Annotated in this window: 16 protein-coding genes; 5 read left to right on the top strand and 11 right to left on the bottom strand. The window is 74.3% G+C overall.

Annotation, left to right across the window (positions count from 1 at the left end; all coding sequences use genetic code 11):
• Positions 1–73 precede the first annotated feature (73 nt).
• The 5 genes from IE271_RS24285 to sigK all read right to left on the bottom strand — a co-directional run bounded on the left by IE271_RS24285 (position 74) and on the right by sigK (position 4,086).
• A complete protein-coding gene (locus IE271_RS24285; protein ID WP_190192541.1) occupies positions 74–448 on the bottom strand; it encodes a toxin Doc in 375 nt (124 codons plus the stop codon).
• A 3-nt stretch (positions 449–451) separates the two neighbouring features.
• On the bottom strand, positions 452–703 hold the full coding sequence (locus IE271_RS24280) for a hypothetical protein (protein WP_190192540.1): 252 nt from the start codon (positions 701–703) through the stop codon (positions 452–454).
• 195 nt (positions 704–898) lie between these two features.
• Positions 899–2,416: an MFS transporter gene (locus IE271_RS24275; protein WP_190192539.1), complete on the bottom strand. Its 1,518-nt coding sequence runs from the start codon at positions 2,414–2,416 to the stop codon at positions 899–901.
• 336 nt (positions 2,417–2,752) lie between these two features.
• Positions 2,753–3,505, bottom strand: a complete 753-nt coding sequence (locus IE271_RS24270; protein WP_190192538.1) for an anti-sigma factor — start codon at positions 3,503–3,505, stop codon at positions 2,753–2,755.
• Entirely contained in the window at positions 3,502–4,086 is a 585-nt protein-coding gene (gene sigK, locus IE271_RS24265) for an ECF RNA polymerase sigma factor SigK (protein WP_190192537.1), read from the bottom strand. Before sigK ends, IE271_RS24270 begins: the two co-directional genes overlap by 4 nt.
• A 228-nt stretch (positions 4,087–4,314) precedes the next feature.
• On the opposite strand from sigK, the gene IE271_RS24260 reads away from it, so the two are divergent.
• The gene (locus IE271_RS24260; RefSeq protein WP_373308824.1) at positions 4,315–5,937 is read left to right on the top strand and encodes a molybdopterin-dependent oxidoreductase; all 1,623 of its coding nucleotides are present in this window, start codon (positions 4,315–4,317) and stop codon (positions 5,935–5,937) included.
• 84 nt (positions 5,938–6,021) lie between these two features.
• Positions 6,022–6,675 (top strand): fasciclin domain-containing protein, encoded by a 654-nt coding sequence (locus IE271_RS24255; protein WP_190192535.1) that lies wholly within the window; start codon positions 6,022–6,024, stop codon positions 6,673–6,675.
• Between the two features lie 295 nt (positions 6,676–6,970).
• Here the strand turns inward: IE271_RS24255 and IE271_RS24250 are convergent, their stop codons facing one another.
• Entirely contained in the window at positions 6,971–7,660 is a 690-nt protein-coding gene (locus IE271_RS24250) for a TetR/AcrR family transcriptional regulator (RefSeq protein ID WP_190192534.1), read from the bottom strand.
• 279 nt (positions 7,661–7,939) lie between these two features.
• Between IE271_RS24250 and IE271_RS24245 the strand changes: the two genes are divergently transcribed.
• From IE271_RS24245 to IE271_RS24235, 3 genes are all read left to right on the top strand, one after another.
• Positions 7,940–8,137 carry a ferredoxin gene (locus IE271_RS24245; protein WP_190192533.1) on the top strand — a complete coding sequence of 66 codons (198 nt, stop codon included), beginning with the start codon at positions 7,940–7,942 and terminating at the stop codon, positions 8,135–8,137.
• 75 nt (positions 8,138–8,212) lie between these two features.
• Complete coding sequence (locus IE271_RS24240) at positions 8,213–9,427, top strand: cytochrome P450 (protein WP_190192532.1); 1,215 nt, start codon at positions 8,213–8,215, stop codon at positions 9,425–9,427.
• A 329-nt stretch (positions 9,428–9,756) separates the two neighbouring features.
• Entirely contained in the window at positions 9,757–10,182 is a 426-nt protein-coding gene (locus IE271_RS24235; protein WP_190192531.1) for a PPOX class F420-dependent oxidoreductase, read from the top strand.
• 96 nt (positions 10,183–10,278) lie between these two features.
• Here IE271_RS24235 and IE271_RS24230 read toward each other — a convergent pair whose 3' ends face one another.
• From IE271_RS24230 to IE271_RS24210, 5 genes are all read right to left on the bottom strand, one after another.
• On the bottom strand, positions 10,279–10,497 hold the full coding sequence (locus IE271_RS24230; RefSeq protein WP_373308823.1) for a hypothetical protein: 219 nt from the start codon (positions 10,495–10,497) through the stop codon (positions 10,279–10,281).
• Between the two features lie 12 nt (positions 10,498–10,509).
• Complete coding sequence (locus tag IE271_RS24225) at positions 10,510–11,433, bottom strand: carbohydrate ABC transporter permease (protein ID WP_190192530.1); 924 nt, start codon at positions 11,431–11,433, stop codon at positions 10,510–10,512.
• A 1-nt stretch (position 11,434) separates the two neighbouring features.
• Positions 11,435–12,337 carry a carbohydrate ABC transporter permease gene (locus IE271_RS24220; protein WP_190192529.1) on the bottom strand — a complete coding sequence of 301 codons (903 nt, stop codon included), beginning with the start codon at positions 12,335–12,337 and terminating at the stop codon, positions 11,435–11,437.
• A 32-nt stretch (positions 12,338–12,369) separates the two neighbouring features.
• A complete protein-coding gene (locus IE271_RS24215) occupies positions 12,370–13,722 on the bottom strand; it encodes an extracellular solute-binding protein (protein WP_229919532.1) in 1,353 nt (450 codons plus the stop codon).
• A 131-nt stretch (positions 13,723–13,853) separates the two neighbouring features.
• Positions 13,854–15,686, bottom strand: coding sequence for a glycoside hydrolase family 2 protein (locus IE271_RS24210; RefSeq protein WP_190192528.1), 1,833 nt, complete (start codon positions 15,684–15,686; stop codon positions 13,854–13,856).
• Positions 15,687–15,737 lie beyond the last annotated feature (51 nt).

Below are 15,737 nucleotides of genomic sequence, written 5' to 3'. Positions count from 1 at the left end.
CATGCCGGGTTGCGGCACCGAACGGTGTCGGCTTCGGCACACAGCGGTGCGCCGCCGCCCGCGGCCGGCGGTGTCAGATGCGCCAGGAGCGGATCTTGTCTGCGGCGGCGAAGACGTCGCCCTTGTTGGCGAGGAGGTCCTTGCACAGCTCCACGAGCTCGCCGTAGGGGGAGTCGATGCCCTCACCCGCGGCGTGCATGTAGGCGATGGTCACCGCGCAGGCGTAGCGCACGTTCAGGGACGGCAGGGGGCGCAGCATCAGCAGGGTGTGCAGGAGGGCGGCGGCGCGCCAGGACGCGTCGGAGTCGACGCCGAGGCGGGGCGGGTCGACGCGGTGCCGGGCGACGGCCGCGACCAGGGCGGAGAAGTCGTTGATGTGCGGCTGTTCGGGCAGTGCGGTCTCGTGCTGCTGCAGCAGCCAGCGCACGTCGATGTGGACGGCGGGCATGGATCAGGCGGCCCTGCCCGACGGGCCGGGGGCCGGCCCGTCGTCGATGCCGGCCGCGGCGATGGCGCTGGCCAGATCGGGGTCGGCGAATATCCGCTGGAAGACGGCCGCGCCCTCGCGCAGCGCCCGGTGGTGGGCGATCGCGTCCGCGGCGGAGGCCCGCACGAACGCCTTCATCGGCACGCCCTGCTCGCGGGCGATCGCCCGCAGGTCCTCGAGTTCCGACTCGGAGAATTCCACGTTGAGCGCTGGCATGTCACCAGGCTACTCCTGGGGTACCACCAACTCAATCGGTCCAGGTGAGTGCGGTGTTGACGGGTACCTGATGGGGTGGCGGACGGGACGGGGGCGCCACGCGCGGCACGGGAGAGGCGGCCGTCACGGGCGCCCCCTGGACGGGCGTCCGCGCGCCCCGGGCGGCCGGCGGCACGAGGCGGCGGAGGGGCCCGCTCAGTGGCCCTCCGCGGGGGCGCGGCCGTGCCCGGAGGCCCTCTGCGGGCGGTCCTGCGCGACGGGCCGCGCGCGGTCGCGCCGCCAGTCCAGCACGGCGACGGCCAGGGCGCCGAGGACGGCGACGAGGCCGGAGCCCACCGAGGCCGCGACGGCCGCGTGGTAGTCCTTCCCGGTCGAGCCGAGCACCAGGTAGAACAGGCCGGGCAGGGCCGCGGTGCCCAGCGCGCCGCCGAGCCGCTGTCCCGTCTGCATCGCTCCCCCGGCCGCGCCGGCCATGCGCACCGGCACCTCGCGCAGCGTCATCGTCACGTTCGGGGAGATCACGCAGCCGCTGCCGAGCCCGCCCAGGAGCAGGACGGGCGCCGCGCACCAGGCGGCGAGGTGCGCGGGGACGAGCCACAGGATCAGCGCCGTGCCGCCGAGGCCCAGGACGACCCCGACGAGGCCGATCACCGTCAGCAGCCGCCCCAGCCGCTCCACGAGCCGCCCCGCCACCACCGCCGCCGAGGCGGACCCGATCGCGAACGGTGTGACCGCGAGGCCGGACTGCAGCGGCGAGTAGCCGAGCCCGTTCTGGAAGAACAGCGCGAACACCAGCCACACGCCGCTGAAACCGACGAAGTACAGGGTGGCCAGGCCGGCGCCGGTGGCGTAGCCGCGGGCGCTCGTGAGCAGCCGCGGGTCGAGCAGCGGCTGGCCCTCGCGGTCCACGACGCGCCGCTCCCACCGGGCGAAGGCCGCCAGGAGCACCAGACCGGCCGGGAACAGCCACCACAGCCGCCGCAGTCCGCCCGACTCGGCGAGCACCAGCGGCAGCATCAGGGCGAGCACGCCGGTGCCGAGCAGGACGACCCCCGGCAGGTCGAGGCCGCCCCGGCGCCCGGGCCCGGTCCTGGGCAGCAGCCGGTGGCCGAGGAACAGGCAGAGCACGCCGACCGGGATGTTGACGTAGAAGATCCAGCGCCAGCCCTGGGGCCCGTCGGCGACCGTGAGGACCAGGCCGCAGACGATGGGGCCGACCGCGCTGGAGACGCCGACCGTGCCCCCGAACAGCCCGAAGGCCCGGCCGCGCTCGGCACCCCGGAACATCTGCTGGATGAGGGCGGAGTTCTGCGGGGCGAGGCAGCCGGCGGCGACGCCCTGCGCGAGCCGGGCCACGACCAGCCAGACGACGGTGGGCGCGGCGCCCGCGGCGGCGCTGAACACCACGAACCCGGTCAGGGCCAGCAGGAAGACCCGGCGCCTGCCCAGCGCGTCGCCCAGCCGGCCGGCCGTCACCAGCGCGAGGGCGAAGGCGAGGGCGTACCCCGACACGACCCACTGCACGGAGGCCACCGAGGCGTTCAGGTCCCGCTGGAGGGAGGGCAGCGCCACCGCGACGATGGTGACGTCGAGGAGGATCATGAACCCGGCGACGAGGGTGACCCACAGGGCCCGCCACCGGTTCGCGTCGGGCCGGTCCGCCTCCTGGGAGGTGTTCCCGCCCCGTCCCTCCGCCCGAGCATCGGACTCCACGTGGGCTCCTTCCCGTTCGCCGCGTCACTCCCGCGCACCGGCGCACGTCACGGCGGCACACGGCGCACTCCACACGAATCACCCGCGGGCAGCACCCCAAACCGCGCCCGGCCCGCAGTTCACGCCATACGGCGCGGACCGGACGGCCGCAGCACGGTCCCGTCCGGTCCGGGCACCGGGAAGAAGGTACGCGCCCGGCGGGCGACGGGAGGAGACCGCGGCGGACGCGGGGACGGGAACACGCCGCGGCGGGCGCGGAGGCGGGGGCGGGGCCGCGTCCCGCGCGTCCCGCCCCCGGGGCGCGCGGGACGCCGTGCCGGTCCGTCCCCTCCCGCCTCACACCGGGAACTCGACCAGGGCCAGCGGAGCGGACGTGGGCCGCTCGGAGCCGCCCGCGGGCTCGACGGTGACGCCCATGCCCGCGGCGTCGCCGACCCGCCCCTCCATGAGGACGGCCCCGGAGCCGCGGGCCGGGTCCATCAGGCCGGCGGGCCGCATGGTGCCACCGTCGTCGAACCACAGCTGGTAGACCTTGCCGGACGGCGGCTCCGCCAGGCCCGAGGCGGCGAACACGGCCTCGTCGCGGCTCTGCGAGACCACCACCGTGGCACGGGCCCCGCCGCCGAGCGCCTCGGTGCGGGTCCTGGCGTCGGGCGCGGCGACGACCTCCGCGATCCGCTGCGTCCGCTGCTCGGCGCGGCTCGCCTCCGCCCTGGCGTCCCGCGCCCGGTCGTACTGCCACACGGTGGTGCCGCCGAGCGCGGCGGCCGCGGCGAGGCACGCCGCCAGGGCCCAGCGCGGCAGGCGGGCGGCGCCGGCGCGGCGGACCGCGGACCGTGCCGGGGCCGCGGTGGGCGGCGGCTCCTGGCGGACCGCGGCGATGCGGCGCATCACCTCGTCCTTGAGCGCGGGCGGCGGGGGTGTGGCGGCGGCGATCCCCAGCCGGACGGCGGTGGCGGCCAGTTCGCGGACCTCCTGGGCGCACGAGGGGCAGTCCCGCAGGTGGTGCTCGAACGCCGCGCGGTCCTCGTCGTCGAGCGCGTGCAGGGCGTAGGCGCCGGTCAGCGTGTGCAGGTCGATGGTCCTCACGCCGTCACCCCCAGGCAGTCGCGCAGGCGGATGAGGCCGTCGCGCAGCCGTGTCTTCACCGTGCCGAGCGGGACCGAGAGCAGTTCCGCCACCTCGCGGTAGGTCAGGCCCCGGTAGTAGGCCAGGGTGACGGACTGGTGCTGCACCTCGGTCAGGGTGCGCAGGCAGCGGCGCACCTGCTCGTGCTCCAGGCGGACCTCGACCTGCTCGGTCACCTCGTCGTGCGCGGTCGTGCGGTCCAGCAGGGCCGCCCTGTGGTCGCGCGCGGCGGCGGCCTCGACGGAGCGGACCCGGTCCACGGCGCGCCGGTGGGCGAGGGTGAGCACCCAGTTCACGGCCGTGCCGCGGTCCGCGCGGTAGCGGGCGGCGGTCCGCCAGACCTCGACGAGGACCTCCTGGGCCACCTCCTCCGACTGGGCGCGGTCGCGCAGCACGCCGCGGGCCACGCCGAGCACGGAGCCGGCGAGGGCGTCGTAGAGGGCGGCGAACGCGTCCTGGTCGCCCTGGGCGACCAGTGTCATCAGCTCGTCGAGGTCCGGCCGGGGCGACGGCTCTCTGCCGATGTGGACGGCTTCTCTCACAGTCAGGTCCTTCGGGGGTGTCCGGCGGTTCCGGGTAATCCGGAGCGGGCGTCCCCGCGGATTGGTGCCGTCCGGACACGGGTGTCCCGTACGGTTCCGTGCGCGCCCACGGGCGAATGATCCGTGGCCGGACGGGGTCCGGATGGGTCGCAGGGCGGAAGTTCCGCCCATCGGATGAGTCCCTGGGAGAAATCCAATCCACCGCCGTCCCGGGCCCGGACCACCGGTGTGAGCACAGAAGACAGGACACCGGCCCGGCGCGTGACGCCGCGGCGCGCCGCCCTCGGCGCGTGCGGCGGAGCCGTCGCGGCGTACACCGCCCTGGCGGTCGCCGAGCTGGCGGCCGCGCCGGTCCGGCCCGGGGCGGGCCCGGTGGTGGCGGTGGGCGGCGCGGCCGTCGACCGGACGCCGGCGCCCGTCAAGGACTGGGCGATCCGCACGTTCGGCACGCAGGACAAGCTCGTGCTGCACCTAGGCGTCCTCGCTGTCGTGACCCTGCTCGCGCTGGGGCTCGGGCTGCTGGCCGTGCGCCGGCGGCGGCTCGGCGCGGCCGGTGTCGCGCTGTTCGGCCTGGTGGGCGGCGCGGCGGCGGTGAGCCGCCCGGACGCCACCGGAGTGGTGGACGCGCTGCCCTCGCTGGCCGGGGCGCTCGTGGGGGCCGCCGTGCTCTTCGTCCTCGCGGGCCGCCTCGTTCCCCGGACCCCCGGTGCGGCCTCGGCAGCGCCTGCGGACGAGGCGGGCGGGGCGCACACGGGCGACGGCGTCGACCGGCGCGGCTTCGCCCTGACCGCGGTGGCGGTGACGGCCGCGGCGACCGGGGCCGGGGCGCTGGGCCGGCTCCTCGGCGGGGCGCGCGCCCGCGACGCCGCCGCCTCCCGGGCGAGGGTGGTGCTGCCCGCGCCCGGCTCCCCCGCGCCACCCGTGCCGAGGCGGGCCGGGCTGCGCGTCCCGGGCATGCAGCCGTTCATCACCCCCAACGAGGCGTTCTACCGGGTGGACACCGCGCTCGTCGTGCCCCGGGTCGACGCGGACTCCTGGCGGCTGCGCGTCCACGGGAAAGGTGTGACCCGTCCGGTCGCACTGGGGCTCGCGGACCTGATGGCGCGGGACACCGTCGAACGCGACATCACACTGACGTGCGTGTCCAACGAGGTCGGCGGACCGTACGTCGGCAACGCCCGCTGGCTGGGCGTGCGCCTGGCCGACCTGCTCGCCGACTGCGGTGTGCGGCCTCCTTCCCGGGGCGGTCCCGCCGACCAGCTGGTGGCGCGCTCCGTCGACGGCATGACCCTCGGCACGCCCGTCGAGGACGTCATGGACGGCCGCGACGCCCTCCTCGCCTTCGGCATGAACGGCGAGCCGCTCCCCTTCGAGCACGGCTTCCCCGTCCGCATGGTCGTGCCCGGCCTGTACGGCTACGTGTCCGCGTGCAAGTGGATCGAGGACATCGAACTCACCACGTTCGACGCGTACGACGCCTACTGGGTCCGGCGGAAGTGGGCGCGCAGGGCGCCGGTCAAAACGCAGTCCCGCATCGACACCCCCAGGCCCTTCGCCCGGCCGGGGGCGGGCACCGTCATGGTCGGCGGGGTGGCGTGGGCGCAGCACCGCGGCGTCGACCGGGTCGAGGTGCGCGTCGACGACGGCCCGTGGGAGCCGGCGGACCTCGCCGCCGAGGACAGCCGCGACACCTGGCGGCAGTGGTCGTACGCCTGGGACGCCTCTCCCGGCACCCACACGCTCACCGTCCGGGCCACCGACCGCGACGGCCGGACGCAGACGGACCGACGCACCCGCACCGTGCCCGACGGCGCGAGCGGACGGCACTCCGTCGTGGTCACCGTCGGATGACCCCCTGAACCTTCCCCCTCGGCCGCGCCCACCGGGCGCGTGCCGGAACCCGTGAAACACCGACACCCGTACAGGGAGCAAGAGATGAACGAGCAGACCCGTCGTTTCCGCCGTGCCGCCGTCGCCGTGGCGGCCGCCGCCGTGCTGCCGCTGGCGCTGACCGCCTGTTCCGACGACAGCGGCGACAAGGCGGCCGGCACGTCCGCGTCGACCGCGGCGGAGTCGGCGCCCGCCGAGGGCACCGCCGGGGGAAAGGACGGCGCCGAGCCGTTCGGCCCGGCCTGCTCGTCGGTGCCGAAGGAGGGCGCGGGCTCCTTCGACGGCATGGCCGAGGACCCGGTCGCCACCGCCGCCTCGCACAACCCCGCCCTGTCCACGCTGGTCACCGCCGTGCAGAAGGCCGGCCTCGTCGACACCCTCAACAACGCCCAGGACATCACCGTCTTCGCCCCGACCAATGACGCCTTCGCCAAGATCCCGAAGGCGGACCTGGACAAGGTGCTGGCCGACAAGGAGCAGCTCACCAAGATCCTGACCTACCACGTCGTCGGCAAGAGGCTCACGCCCGCCCAGCTGCAGGACGGCACGTACGACACCCTGGAGAAGTCGGCTCTGACGACCTCCGGCGCGGACGAGTCCTACACCGTGAACGACAGCGCCGATGTGGTGTGCGGCAACGTGAGGACGGCCAATGCCACCGTGTACATCGTCGACACCGTCCTGATGCCCGAGAAGTGACCGCCGTCGCCGCGGCACCGGCGGGCGGGCGTTCCGTCCGCCGGCCCGGGCGCCGCCCCGCGGACGCCCTGCGGCACGCGTGACAGGGTGCCGCCCCGCGGACGCCCGACGGCACAGGTGAGACCCCGCGGACGGCCGGCGCACACCGTTGCGCCGGCCGTCCGCGCCGCACCGCCTCCCGCACACCGTCCGCCTTCCGCACACCGTGCGGGGACCGGCGGCCCGTCGCCCGGACGCGTCGGCCGGGCCGGCGGGAGGCGCGGCGGACCCGACGGACCCGCGGGCGCCGGCACGCTCACGGCCGCTGCGGGCGCGGTGCCAGCAGCAGACCGGTGACGGCGTCGGTGAGCGCCTCGCCGACGAGGTCCCAGTCGGCCGGCACACCGGTGCGGGCGGCGGTGCGCTCCTGCTCCGCGCAGGTGTGGATGACGGCGAGGCGCATGGTCTGGTCGCGCAGCGCCGCCTCGGGCGGCGGCAGGCCGGGCAGGAACGCCGACACCGCGTCCAGGCCCTCCTCGAAGTAGGGCGCCAGCAGCGGGTCGGAGCGCACGTCGCCCGAGAAGGCGGGGTCGGTCGAGATCTGCGCGGTGAACCGCGCGCACCAGCTGGGGTTGCCCATGCCGGCCAGGTGCTCGGTGTAGGGCAGCACCAGGCCGGCGACGTGGTCGCGCGGGTCGGTGGAGCCGCGCGCCCGCTCCACCATCTGCCGGGTGCGCCGGGCGATGGGCTCGGCGTGGCTGCGGGTGAGGGCGCGGATGAGGTCGGCGCGGGTGCCCACGTGGTAGGTCAGCGCGGAGTTGTTGGCCTGGCCGGCGGCCTCCACGATCTGGCGGTTGGAGACCTGTGCGAGGCCGCGCTCGGCGAAGAGCCGCTCGGCCGTGCGCAGCAGCAGCTCGCGGGTGGCCTCGGCCTGCCCGCCGCGGGTGGCACGCCGCGGGGCGCCGGGCTCCGCCGGGAACGGATGCGCCGGTGTGTCGGTATGCATGCCGGTCATTGTGACGCCAGTGGATCCCTTTCGAGCCACGCCCCGCCCCGTGGCGGACCCCCGGCACCGCGTGCACGCCCGGGATCACGCGGGTCCGCGCCCGGTCCGCCGTACCGTTTTCGGCCACACCCGCGCGTCAACCAGACAGGTTTCTTACTTGATTGCTAACGTAAAAACCAAGACAGCCGTCTGTCGAACGACGGTCGTCTGCCGAACGGTGCGGGAGCGGAGCGCGACGGGACGGAGGGCGGGGACCACCTGCCCGCGGAAGGAGGCTTCGTGGAGATCGAGGTCGACCGGGACAAGTGCGTCGGGGCCGGGCAGTGCGTGCTGAACGCCCCCGACGTCTTCGACCAGGGCGAGGACGACGGGATCGTCGAGCTGCTGGACGCGCGGCCGCCGCGGCCGCTGTGGACGGCCGCCCAGGAGGCCGCGGCGGCCTGTCCCGCCGCGGTGATCAGCCTCAAGGAGGACTGAGGGCGGCCGGTCCGGCGCCACCCCGGCGTCCGGCGGAGCCGGACGAAAGCGACGAGCGCAGTGAGGAGCCCGGCGATGACCAGCGCAGAGCCCACGACCTACCCCTTCGGCGAACCCGACCGGCTGGAACCCGACCCCCTGTTCGCGGCACTGCGCGCGGAGCGGCCCCTGACCCGGGTGCGGCTGCCGTACGGTGAGGCCGCGTGGCTGGCCACCCGGTACGAGGACGTCAGGACCGTCCTCGGCGACCCGCGCTTCAGCCGGGCGGCGGGCGTCGGCCGCGACGAGCCGCGGATGCGGCCCCACCTGCTGCCGCCGGACACCATCATGAGCATGGACCCGCCGGAGCACAGCCGGCTGCGCCGCCTGGTGACGAAGGCGTTCACCGTCCGCGGCGTCGAACGGCTGCGCCCGCGCGCGCAGCAGATCGCGGACGGGCTCGTGGACGCGATGCTGGCCGGGGGCGCGCCGGCCGACCTGGTGGAGGACTTCGCGCTGCCGCTGCCCATCACCGTCATCTGCGAACTGCTGGGCGTGCCCTACGAGGACCGGACCGACTTCCGCCTCTGGTCCGACGCCTTCCTGTCCACGACCAAGTACACCCCCGACGAGGTGCGGCTGTACGTGGGACGGCTGCGCGAGTACATGGCCGGACTGATCGCGGAGCGCCGTGCGGCGGGGGGCGGCGGGGAGGACCTGCTCAGCGGTCTCGTGGTCGCGCGCGACGAGGACGACCGGCTGTCCGAGGGCGAGATGCTCTCCCTCGCCGAGGGGCTCCTCGTGGCGGGGCACGAGACCACGGCCTCGCAGATCCCCAACTTCGTGTACGTCCTGCTGAACCACCCCGAGCAGCTGGAGACGCTGCGCGCGGACCTGTCCCTGGTGCCGCGGGCCGTCGAGGAGCTGATGCGCTTCGTCCCGCTCGGCACCGGCGCCGGCATCGCCCGCTACGCGCTGGAGGACGTCGAGCTGAGCGGGGTGACGGTCCGCGCGGGCGAGCCCGTCCTGCCCGCCATGGCCTCCGCCAACCGCGACGAGTCCGTCTACACCGACCCCGACCGGCTCGACCTGCTGCGCAAGGAGTCCTCGCACGTCGGGTTCGGGCACGGGCCGCACCACTGCCTCGGCGCCCCGCTCGCCCGCATGGAGCTCCAGGTCGCCCTGGACACGCTGCTGCGCCGGCTGCCCGGGCTGCGGTTCGCCGGCGCCGAGGAGGGCATCGAGTGGAAGGACGGGCTGGCCACCCGGGGCCCGGCGAGGATGCCGGTCGCCTGGGACACGGCGGACTGAGCGCCGTCCTCCGCCGGACGCGTCGGCCGCGCCCGGCCGGAGGTCCGCCCGGACGACGGTGCGCGGAGCCGGGCCGCCGTGCACCGCGCCGTCGTGCACCGCGCCGTCGTGCACCGCGCCGTCGTGCACCGCGCCGTCGTGCACCGCGCTGTCGTGCACCGCGGGCCACCGCGCGGCGGTGTGCCGCGGCGGCCGGACGGGTGAGCCGGGCGCCCCCGGGTACCAGGGGGCCGCGGACCGGGAACGTAGAGTCGTGATGTGTGGATCATGGTGTGTCCGGTTCCGCACCGCGCACCGGCCCGCGCACGACCCGTACGACAGGAGAGCCCATGTCGAAGCCGCCCCTGCCCGAAGCCGCCGTCGAGATGCTCGAGAAGCCCAACCCGTCCGTCATCACCACGCTGCGCGCCTCCGACGGGCAGCCGGTGTCCACCGCCACCTGGTACCTCTGGGACGACGGCCGGGTGCTGGTCAACATGGACGAGGGCCGCAAGCGGCTCGACCACATCCGCAAGGACCCGCGCGTGACGCTGACCGTCCTCGACGAGTCCGACTGGTACACGCACGTCACCCTCATCGGGCGGGTCACGGAGATGCGCGACGACCCCGACCTGACCGACATCGACCGGCTGTCTCGGCACTACCTCGGCCAGCCCTACTCGCAGCGGGACCGCAAGCGGGTCAGCGCCTGGATCGAGATCGAGCGCTGGCACGGCTGGGGCAGCTTCCGGGACAGCGACCAGGCGTCCGGATGACACCGTTCCCGGCCTGACCGGCGCGCGCACCGGCCGCGGCCGGTGCGCGCGCCCCTTCCCGGCCCCGGCTCCGGTCCCGGCCGCGGTCCGCGCCGCTCAGGAGGCGCCGGGCGGCTTCCGCCGGACGGAGACGTGGGTCCTGCTCGACGCGGTGAAGGGCGTCCCGTCCCAGTCCTCCCACCGTTCGCTCCTGCTCATCCCGGCGAGCCGCGCCATGAGGTCGAGCTCGGCGGGCCAGACGTAGCGGTGGGGCGAGCGGAAGGTGTCGGCCCGGCCGTCCGCGATGCGGTAGTGGTGCGAGACCAGCGGCGGCACCGCGCGGTGCCGTCACTGCCCGCCGAGGCCCGTGGTCGCCACCGACTTCACGATGTGGCGCTGGAAGAAGACGAACACGGCCACCAGCGGCAGGGCGGCGAGCACGGCGGACGCCATGGTCTGCGCGTACTGGACGCCGTAGGCGTCCTTCACCGAGGTGATGCCGACGGGCAGCGTCATCAGGGCCGGGTCCGAGGTGGAGACGAAGGGCCACAGGAAGTTGTTCCACGCGCCGATGAAGACGAAGATCGCCACGGCGGCGAGCATGGGACGCGACAGCGGCAGCAGCACGGACCAGAAGATGCGCCAGTGGCCCGCGCCGTCGATCCGGGCGGCCTCCTCCAGCTCGCGCGGCAGCGAGTCGAAGTGCTTCTTCAGGATGAAGACCATCACGGGTGCCACCGTCTGCGGCAGGATGACCGCGGCGTAGGTGTCCGCGATGCCCAGGGTCAGCATCTGCTGGAACCACGGCACGATCAGCATCTGCGGCGGCACGAGCACCGCGGCGACGGTGAGGGCGAACAGCCCGCGGCGGCCGGCGAAGAGGGTCCGGGAGAACGCGTAGCCCGCCATCGCCGACACCAGCACCGTGACGGCGGTGACCGCGCCCGCGATGAGGAGGCTGTTGAGCATCCACAGGGGCAGGGCGCCGCGCTCGACGACGGTGGTGAAGCCGTCGAGGGTCCAGCCGTGCTTCGGCCAGAACCAGTCGACGGGGTCGCTGGCGTCCTGCTCCGACTTGAACGCCGTCAGCAGGGCCCAGGCCAGGGGCAGCAGCCACAGCACGGCGGAGACCGCAAGGGCGAGGAGGGCGAGGACTCTCGCGAGTCCGCTCTCGCCCAGGGTGAGGTTCGTGCCGCGGCGCGGGCGTGCGGCGGCCGAGGCGCGCGGGAGGACCGGGGCGGCCGGGCGCGCGGTGACGTCGGTGGACACCATCTCACTTCTCCTTGCGGCGGAGGGCGACGATCTGGACGGCGGAGGCAAGGAGGACGAGTACGAAGAAGATGTAGCTGATGGCGGAGGCGTAGCCGAGCCGGTAGCCGGTGAAGCCGACGTCGTACATGTACTCCAGGATCGGCCGGGTGGAGTTGTCGGGACCGCCCTTGGTGAGCAGGTACACCTGCTCGAAGACCTTCAGCGAGGCCAGGATCTGGAGCACGGTGACGACCGCCGTGATCCGGCCGAGCTGGGGCAGGGTGATCGACCACAGGCGGCGCCAGGCGCCGGCGCCGTCGATGGCGGCCGCCTCGTAGAGGTGGTCGGGGACCGCCTGCAGGGCCGCGAGGAAGAGCAGGAAGTTGAAGCCCACCGTCCACCACAGGGTGGCCAGCACGATCGCGTACATCGCCACGGACTCGTCGCTGAGCCACGCCACCCCGTCCAGGCCCACCGCGCGCAGGAGGTGGTTGTAGAGGCCGAGGTCCGGCTGGTACAGCCAGATCCACAGCAGGCTGACCACGCCGACCGGCAGCAGGTAGGGGGCGAAGAACGCCAGCCGCCACACCCACTGTCCCGGCAGCCCGGTGTGCACCAGCAGGGCCATGCCGAGCGCCACCAGGACCAGGGGCACCGTGGACAGCAGGGTGAACCACACCGTGTGCCACAGGCCGCGCCACATCTCGGCGTCGCCGAACGCCTCGGTGAAGTTGTCGAGGCCGACGAAGGCGGGGGCGTGGGCCGAGAAGGAGGCGTCGGTGAGGCTCATCCACAGCCCCTGGGCCAGGGGCCAGACCATGAAGACGCCGAAGAGGACGAGGAAGGGGAGCGCGAAGAGCAGGCCGGGCGGCAGGAACCGGCGTACTGGTGGCGCGGTACGGGGCGAAGCGTGGGGAGAGGACATCGTTGTGCCTCCTGCGCTGAGGTGCAGCCGGTTCAGGCCGGGCTGGGCTTGGAGAGGAAGGTGTTCAGACGGCGGACCATCGCCCGGGCGGCGCGGTCGGGCGCGAGGCCGTCGAGGAGGGCCTGCTGGAGGACCTGGGACATGGCGTTCTGGAAGTCGGAGCCGGCTCCGGCGAACCACACGGCCGGGTCGAGCACCACGTGCTCCTGGGCCTGCACGTAGTGGGCCTGCGGCTGAAGGGCGCGGTAGTCCTTCGTGCGGGTGACCGGGCCGTACGAGGGGATGTGGCCCGCGGTGGCCCAGGTCTGGCCCGCCTTGAGGAGCGCGGCGACGGCCTGGTGGGTGCGGCGCCGGTGCCCGGGGTCGGCGTCGGGCTTCCTGGGCAGGACGAACGAGTGGGCGTCCGCGTAGACGGCCGGGGTACCGAACACCGTGGGGAAGGGGGCCGCGCCCACGTCCTTGTCGGCGGTGCGGTAGGTGCCGAGCTCCCACTCCCCGGACAGGATCATCGCGGTCTGCCGGTTGGTGAAGGCAGCGATGCCGGAGGCGTAGTCGAGCTGCCTGGGGTTGACGGTGCCGTCGACCAGCTTGGCCATGAAGGCGATGACCTCGGCCATGCGGTCCTCGTCGACCTCGGCCGGGCCGCCCTCGGGCAGGTCGAAGCGGCCGCCGGTCTGCCGGTACAGGCCGTAGAACAGGCGCCAGCCCTGGGCGGTGTCGGTGACGTAGCCGAAGGCGATGCCCTGCCCGCCCGACGCCTTGGCCAGTTCGCGGCCCGCCTCCAGGAAGGAGTCGGGGCTGGAGAACGCGTCGGTGTCGAGCGTGCCGTCCTTCGTCAGCAGGCCGGCGTCGGCGGTCGGCCCGGGGTGGAAGAACACGATGAAGGGGTGGGTGTCGAGCGGTACGGCGTAGGTGCGGCCCTCGAACTGGGTGCGCTGCCACACCGCGTCGGTGAAGTCCTCGCGCCCGAGGCCGAACTCCTCCAGCAGGGAGGTGTCCCACGGGTCGAGCAGTCCGGAGGGGGCGTACCCCGCCAGGCGCGACATGTGGGAGACGGCCACGTCGGGGCCGCGGCCGCCGGCGGAGGCCATGGCGAGCTTGGTGTAGTAGGGGGTCCCCCACTCCAGCACCGTGCGCTCGATCCTCGTACCCGGCATGTCGGGGGCGGCCTCGTCCACCATGGTGTTGAGCAGGCCACCGTCGGCGCCGCTGAACAGGTCCCACAGGCGGACGGTGTCGTCGTCGGCGGCGAGCGCCGAGCCGCAGCCGCTCAGGGCGCCGGCGCCCAGGAGCGCGGCGGCGGAGGCGGCCGTCGCCGTCAGCATCCGGCGCCGGGACAGACCCGGCCCGTTGCTGCGCGCGGACGACGGGGGCGATGCGGGCATGGAACTCCTTCCCGGTGCCGTCCGCCCGTCCCCGGCGGCGGTGCGCCGGGGACGGCGGAACGGCACGGACTACGCTGTTCTACATCGATGTAAACCAGGAGGGTCGGCGGGGCGCCGGGCACGCCCGGTGGTCAGCCCCGCTCGCCGCGCCTCTCGTAGGCGGCGGGCCGCAGCTGGGCCCGCCGCAGCAGCTCGGTGTCGAACTTCTCCGACCGGTCGAAGCCGTAGACGCCGTTGCGCTCCTGGAAGACGTCCGTCAGCTGCGTGTAGCAGTAGCCGAACATGTTCTCGTCGCCCAGGAGCACGCCGGTCAGGCCGGTGAAGCGGGCGACGAACTCCTCGACGGTGCGCGGGCGTTCGCCGTAGCCCCAGGACGAGTCGGTCTCGTCGCCCGCCGCGTCCATCGCCGCCGCGTCCCACCAGATGCCGCCGAACTCGCTGCAGAAGTACGGCTGGCCCTTGTACGGCAGCGACCACGGGCGGCCGTCGGGGCCGGCGTTGACGAACGGCGCGTCCTCGGCGAGGCCCTTCATGATCTCGGCGAAGGCGGCCGGGTCCTGCTCGTAGTGGTGGGAGTCGTACACGTCGGTCTCGGCCACCCGGTGGGCGTAGCCCGAGGCGTCGATGACGGGCCGGCTCGGGTCGGCCTGCTTGGTGGCCAGGAACATGGCGCGGGTGACGTCGTCGAGCTGGGTGATGCGGTCGTGCAGGTGCTGGTACGTCTCGTTCAGCGGGCACCAGCCGATGATCGAGGGGTGGGAGTGGTCGCGCTCCAGCGCCTCCAGCCACTCGGCGACGTAGGAGGCGTCGGGCCGCTGGTTGTCGTCGCGCACGCCCGTCTCGCAGCCCCAGTCGCCGAACTCGCCCCAGACCAGGTAGCCGAGCCGGTCGGCGTGGTACAGGTAGCGCTCTTCGAAGACCTTCTGGTGCAGCCGGGCGCCGTTGAAGCCGGCCTTCATGCCGAGTTCGATGTCGCGCACGAGATCGGCGTCGGTGGGCGCGGTCATCAGGCCGTCCGCGTAGTAGCCCTGGTCGAGGACGAGCCGCTGGAAGACCGGCTCGCCGTTCAGCAGCAGCCGCTTGCCGTGCAGCGACACCGAGCGCAGCCCGGCGTACGAGCCCGCCTCGTCGACCACCGCGCCGTCGGCGTCGAGCAGTTCGAGCCGCAGGCCGTACAGGTGCGGGTCGGCCGGCGACCACACGCGGACCCGGTCCTCGGGGACGCGCAGCACCAGCTTGGGCGTGAGGTCGAGGTCGGCGCGGCTGTCGGCGGCGGCGACCTCGCCCCGCTCGTCGCTGAGGGTGGCGCGCACGCGGTGGCCCGGCAGGTTCGCCGTGAGCGGCAGGTCGAGGAAGAAGGAGTTCGAGGCCAGGTCCGGGGTGATGCGCGGGCGCTTCAGGCGGGCGGCGCGGGGCACCGGCTCCAGCCACACCGTCTGCCAGATGCCCGTGGTGCGGGTGTAGTGGCAGTGGGTGTTGGCGTACCAGGTCGCCTGCTTGCCGCGGGCCTGGGGGCCGTGCCGGGTGTCGCGGGCGCGCACCACGAGGGTCACCTCCTGCCCGGCCTCGGCCACACCGTCGAGGTCGGCCGTGAACGGGGTGAAGCCGCCGCGGTGCCGGGCGACCTCCACACCGTTCGCCCACACGGTGGCGTCGTGGTCGACGGCGCCGAAGTGCAGCAGCACCCGGGAGCCGGCCCACCCGGCGGGCACGGTGACCGTGCGCCGGTACCAGACGGCCTCCAGGAAGTCGGTGTCCTCGACGCCGGACAGCGCCGACTCGGGGCAGAACGGGACGGTGATGGTGCCGGGGAGCTCGCGGTCCCGCAGCCCCCGCTCCAGACCGGTGTCCGACTTGTCGATCTCGAACTGCCACTCACCGTTGAGATTGAGCCAGGCCTCGCGGGTGAACTGCGGCCTCGGGTACTCGGGGCGGGGCAGGTCCGACGGGGGCAGGACGGGCATGGTGCTCCTTGCATCACAGGTGCGAGTGGGTGCGGGGCTATGGCACCACGC

This window comes from Streptomyces minutiscleroticus, from assembly GCF_014650875.1.
Lineage (GTDB): Bacteria > Actinomycetota > Actinomycetes > Streptomycetales > Streptomycetaceae > Streptomyces > Streptomyces minutiscleroticus.
Note: the sequence above shows the minus strand (reverse complement) of the source record. Positions and strands in the feature narration are given on the sequence as shown.

Bases quoted from the DNA above. Each gene is read 5' to 3' on its own strand.
- IE271_RS24285 (WP_190192541.1), bottom strand. From the start codon at position 448: ATGCCCGCCGTCCACATCGACGTGCGCTGGCTGCTGCAGCAGCACGAG.
- IE271_RS24280 (WP_190192540.1), bottom strand. From the start codon at position 703: ATGCCAGCGCTCAACGTGGAATTCTCCGAGTCGGAACTCGAGGACCTG.
- IE271_RS24255 (WP_190192535.1), top strand. From the start codon at position 6,022: ATGAACGAGCAGACCCGTCGTTTCCGCCGTGCCGCCGTCGCCGTGGCG.
- IE271_RS24250 (WP_190192534.1), bottom strand. From the start codon at position 7,660: ATGCATACCGACACACCGGCGCATCCGTTCCCGGCGGAGCCCGGCGCC.
- IE271_RS24240 (WP_190192532.1), top strand. From the start codon at position 8,213: ATGACCAGCGCAGAGCCCACGACCTACCCCTTCGGCGAACCCGACCGG.
- IE271_RS24235 (WP_190192531.1), top strand. From the start codon at position 9,757: ATGTCGAAGCCGCCCCTGCCCGAAGCCGCCGTCGAGATGCTCGAGAAG.
- IE271_RS24225 (WP_190192530.1), bottom strand. From the start codon at position 11,433: ATGGTGTCCACCGACGTCACCGCGCGCCCGGCCGCCCCGGTCCTCCCG.
- IE271_RS24220 (WP_190192529.1), bottom strand. From the start codon at position 12,337: ATGTCCTCTCCCCACGCTTCGCCCCGTACCGCGCCACCAGTACGCCGG.
- IE271_RS24215 (WP_229919532.1), bottom strand. From the start codon at position 13,722: ATGCCCGCATCGCCCCCGTCGTCCGCGCGCAGCAACGGGCCGGGTCTG.
- IE271_RS24210 (WP_190192528.1), bottom strand. From the start codon at position 15,686: ATGCCCGTCCTGCCCCCGTCGGACCTGCCCCGCCCCGAGTACCCGAGG.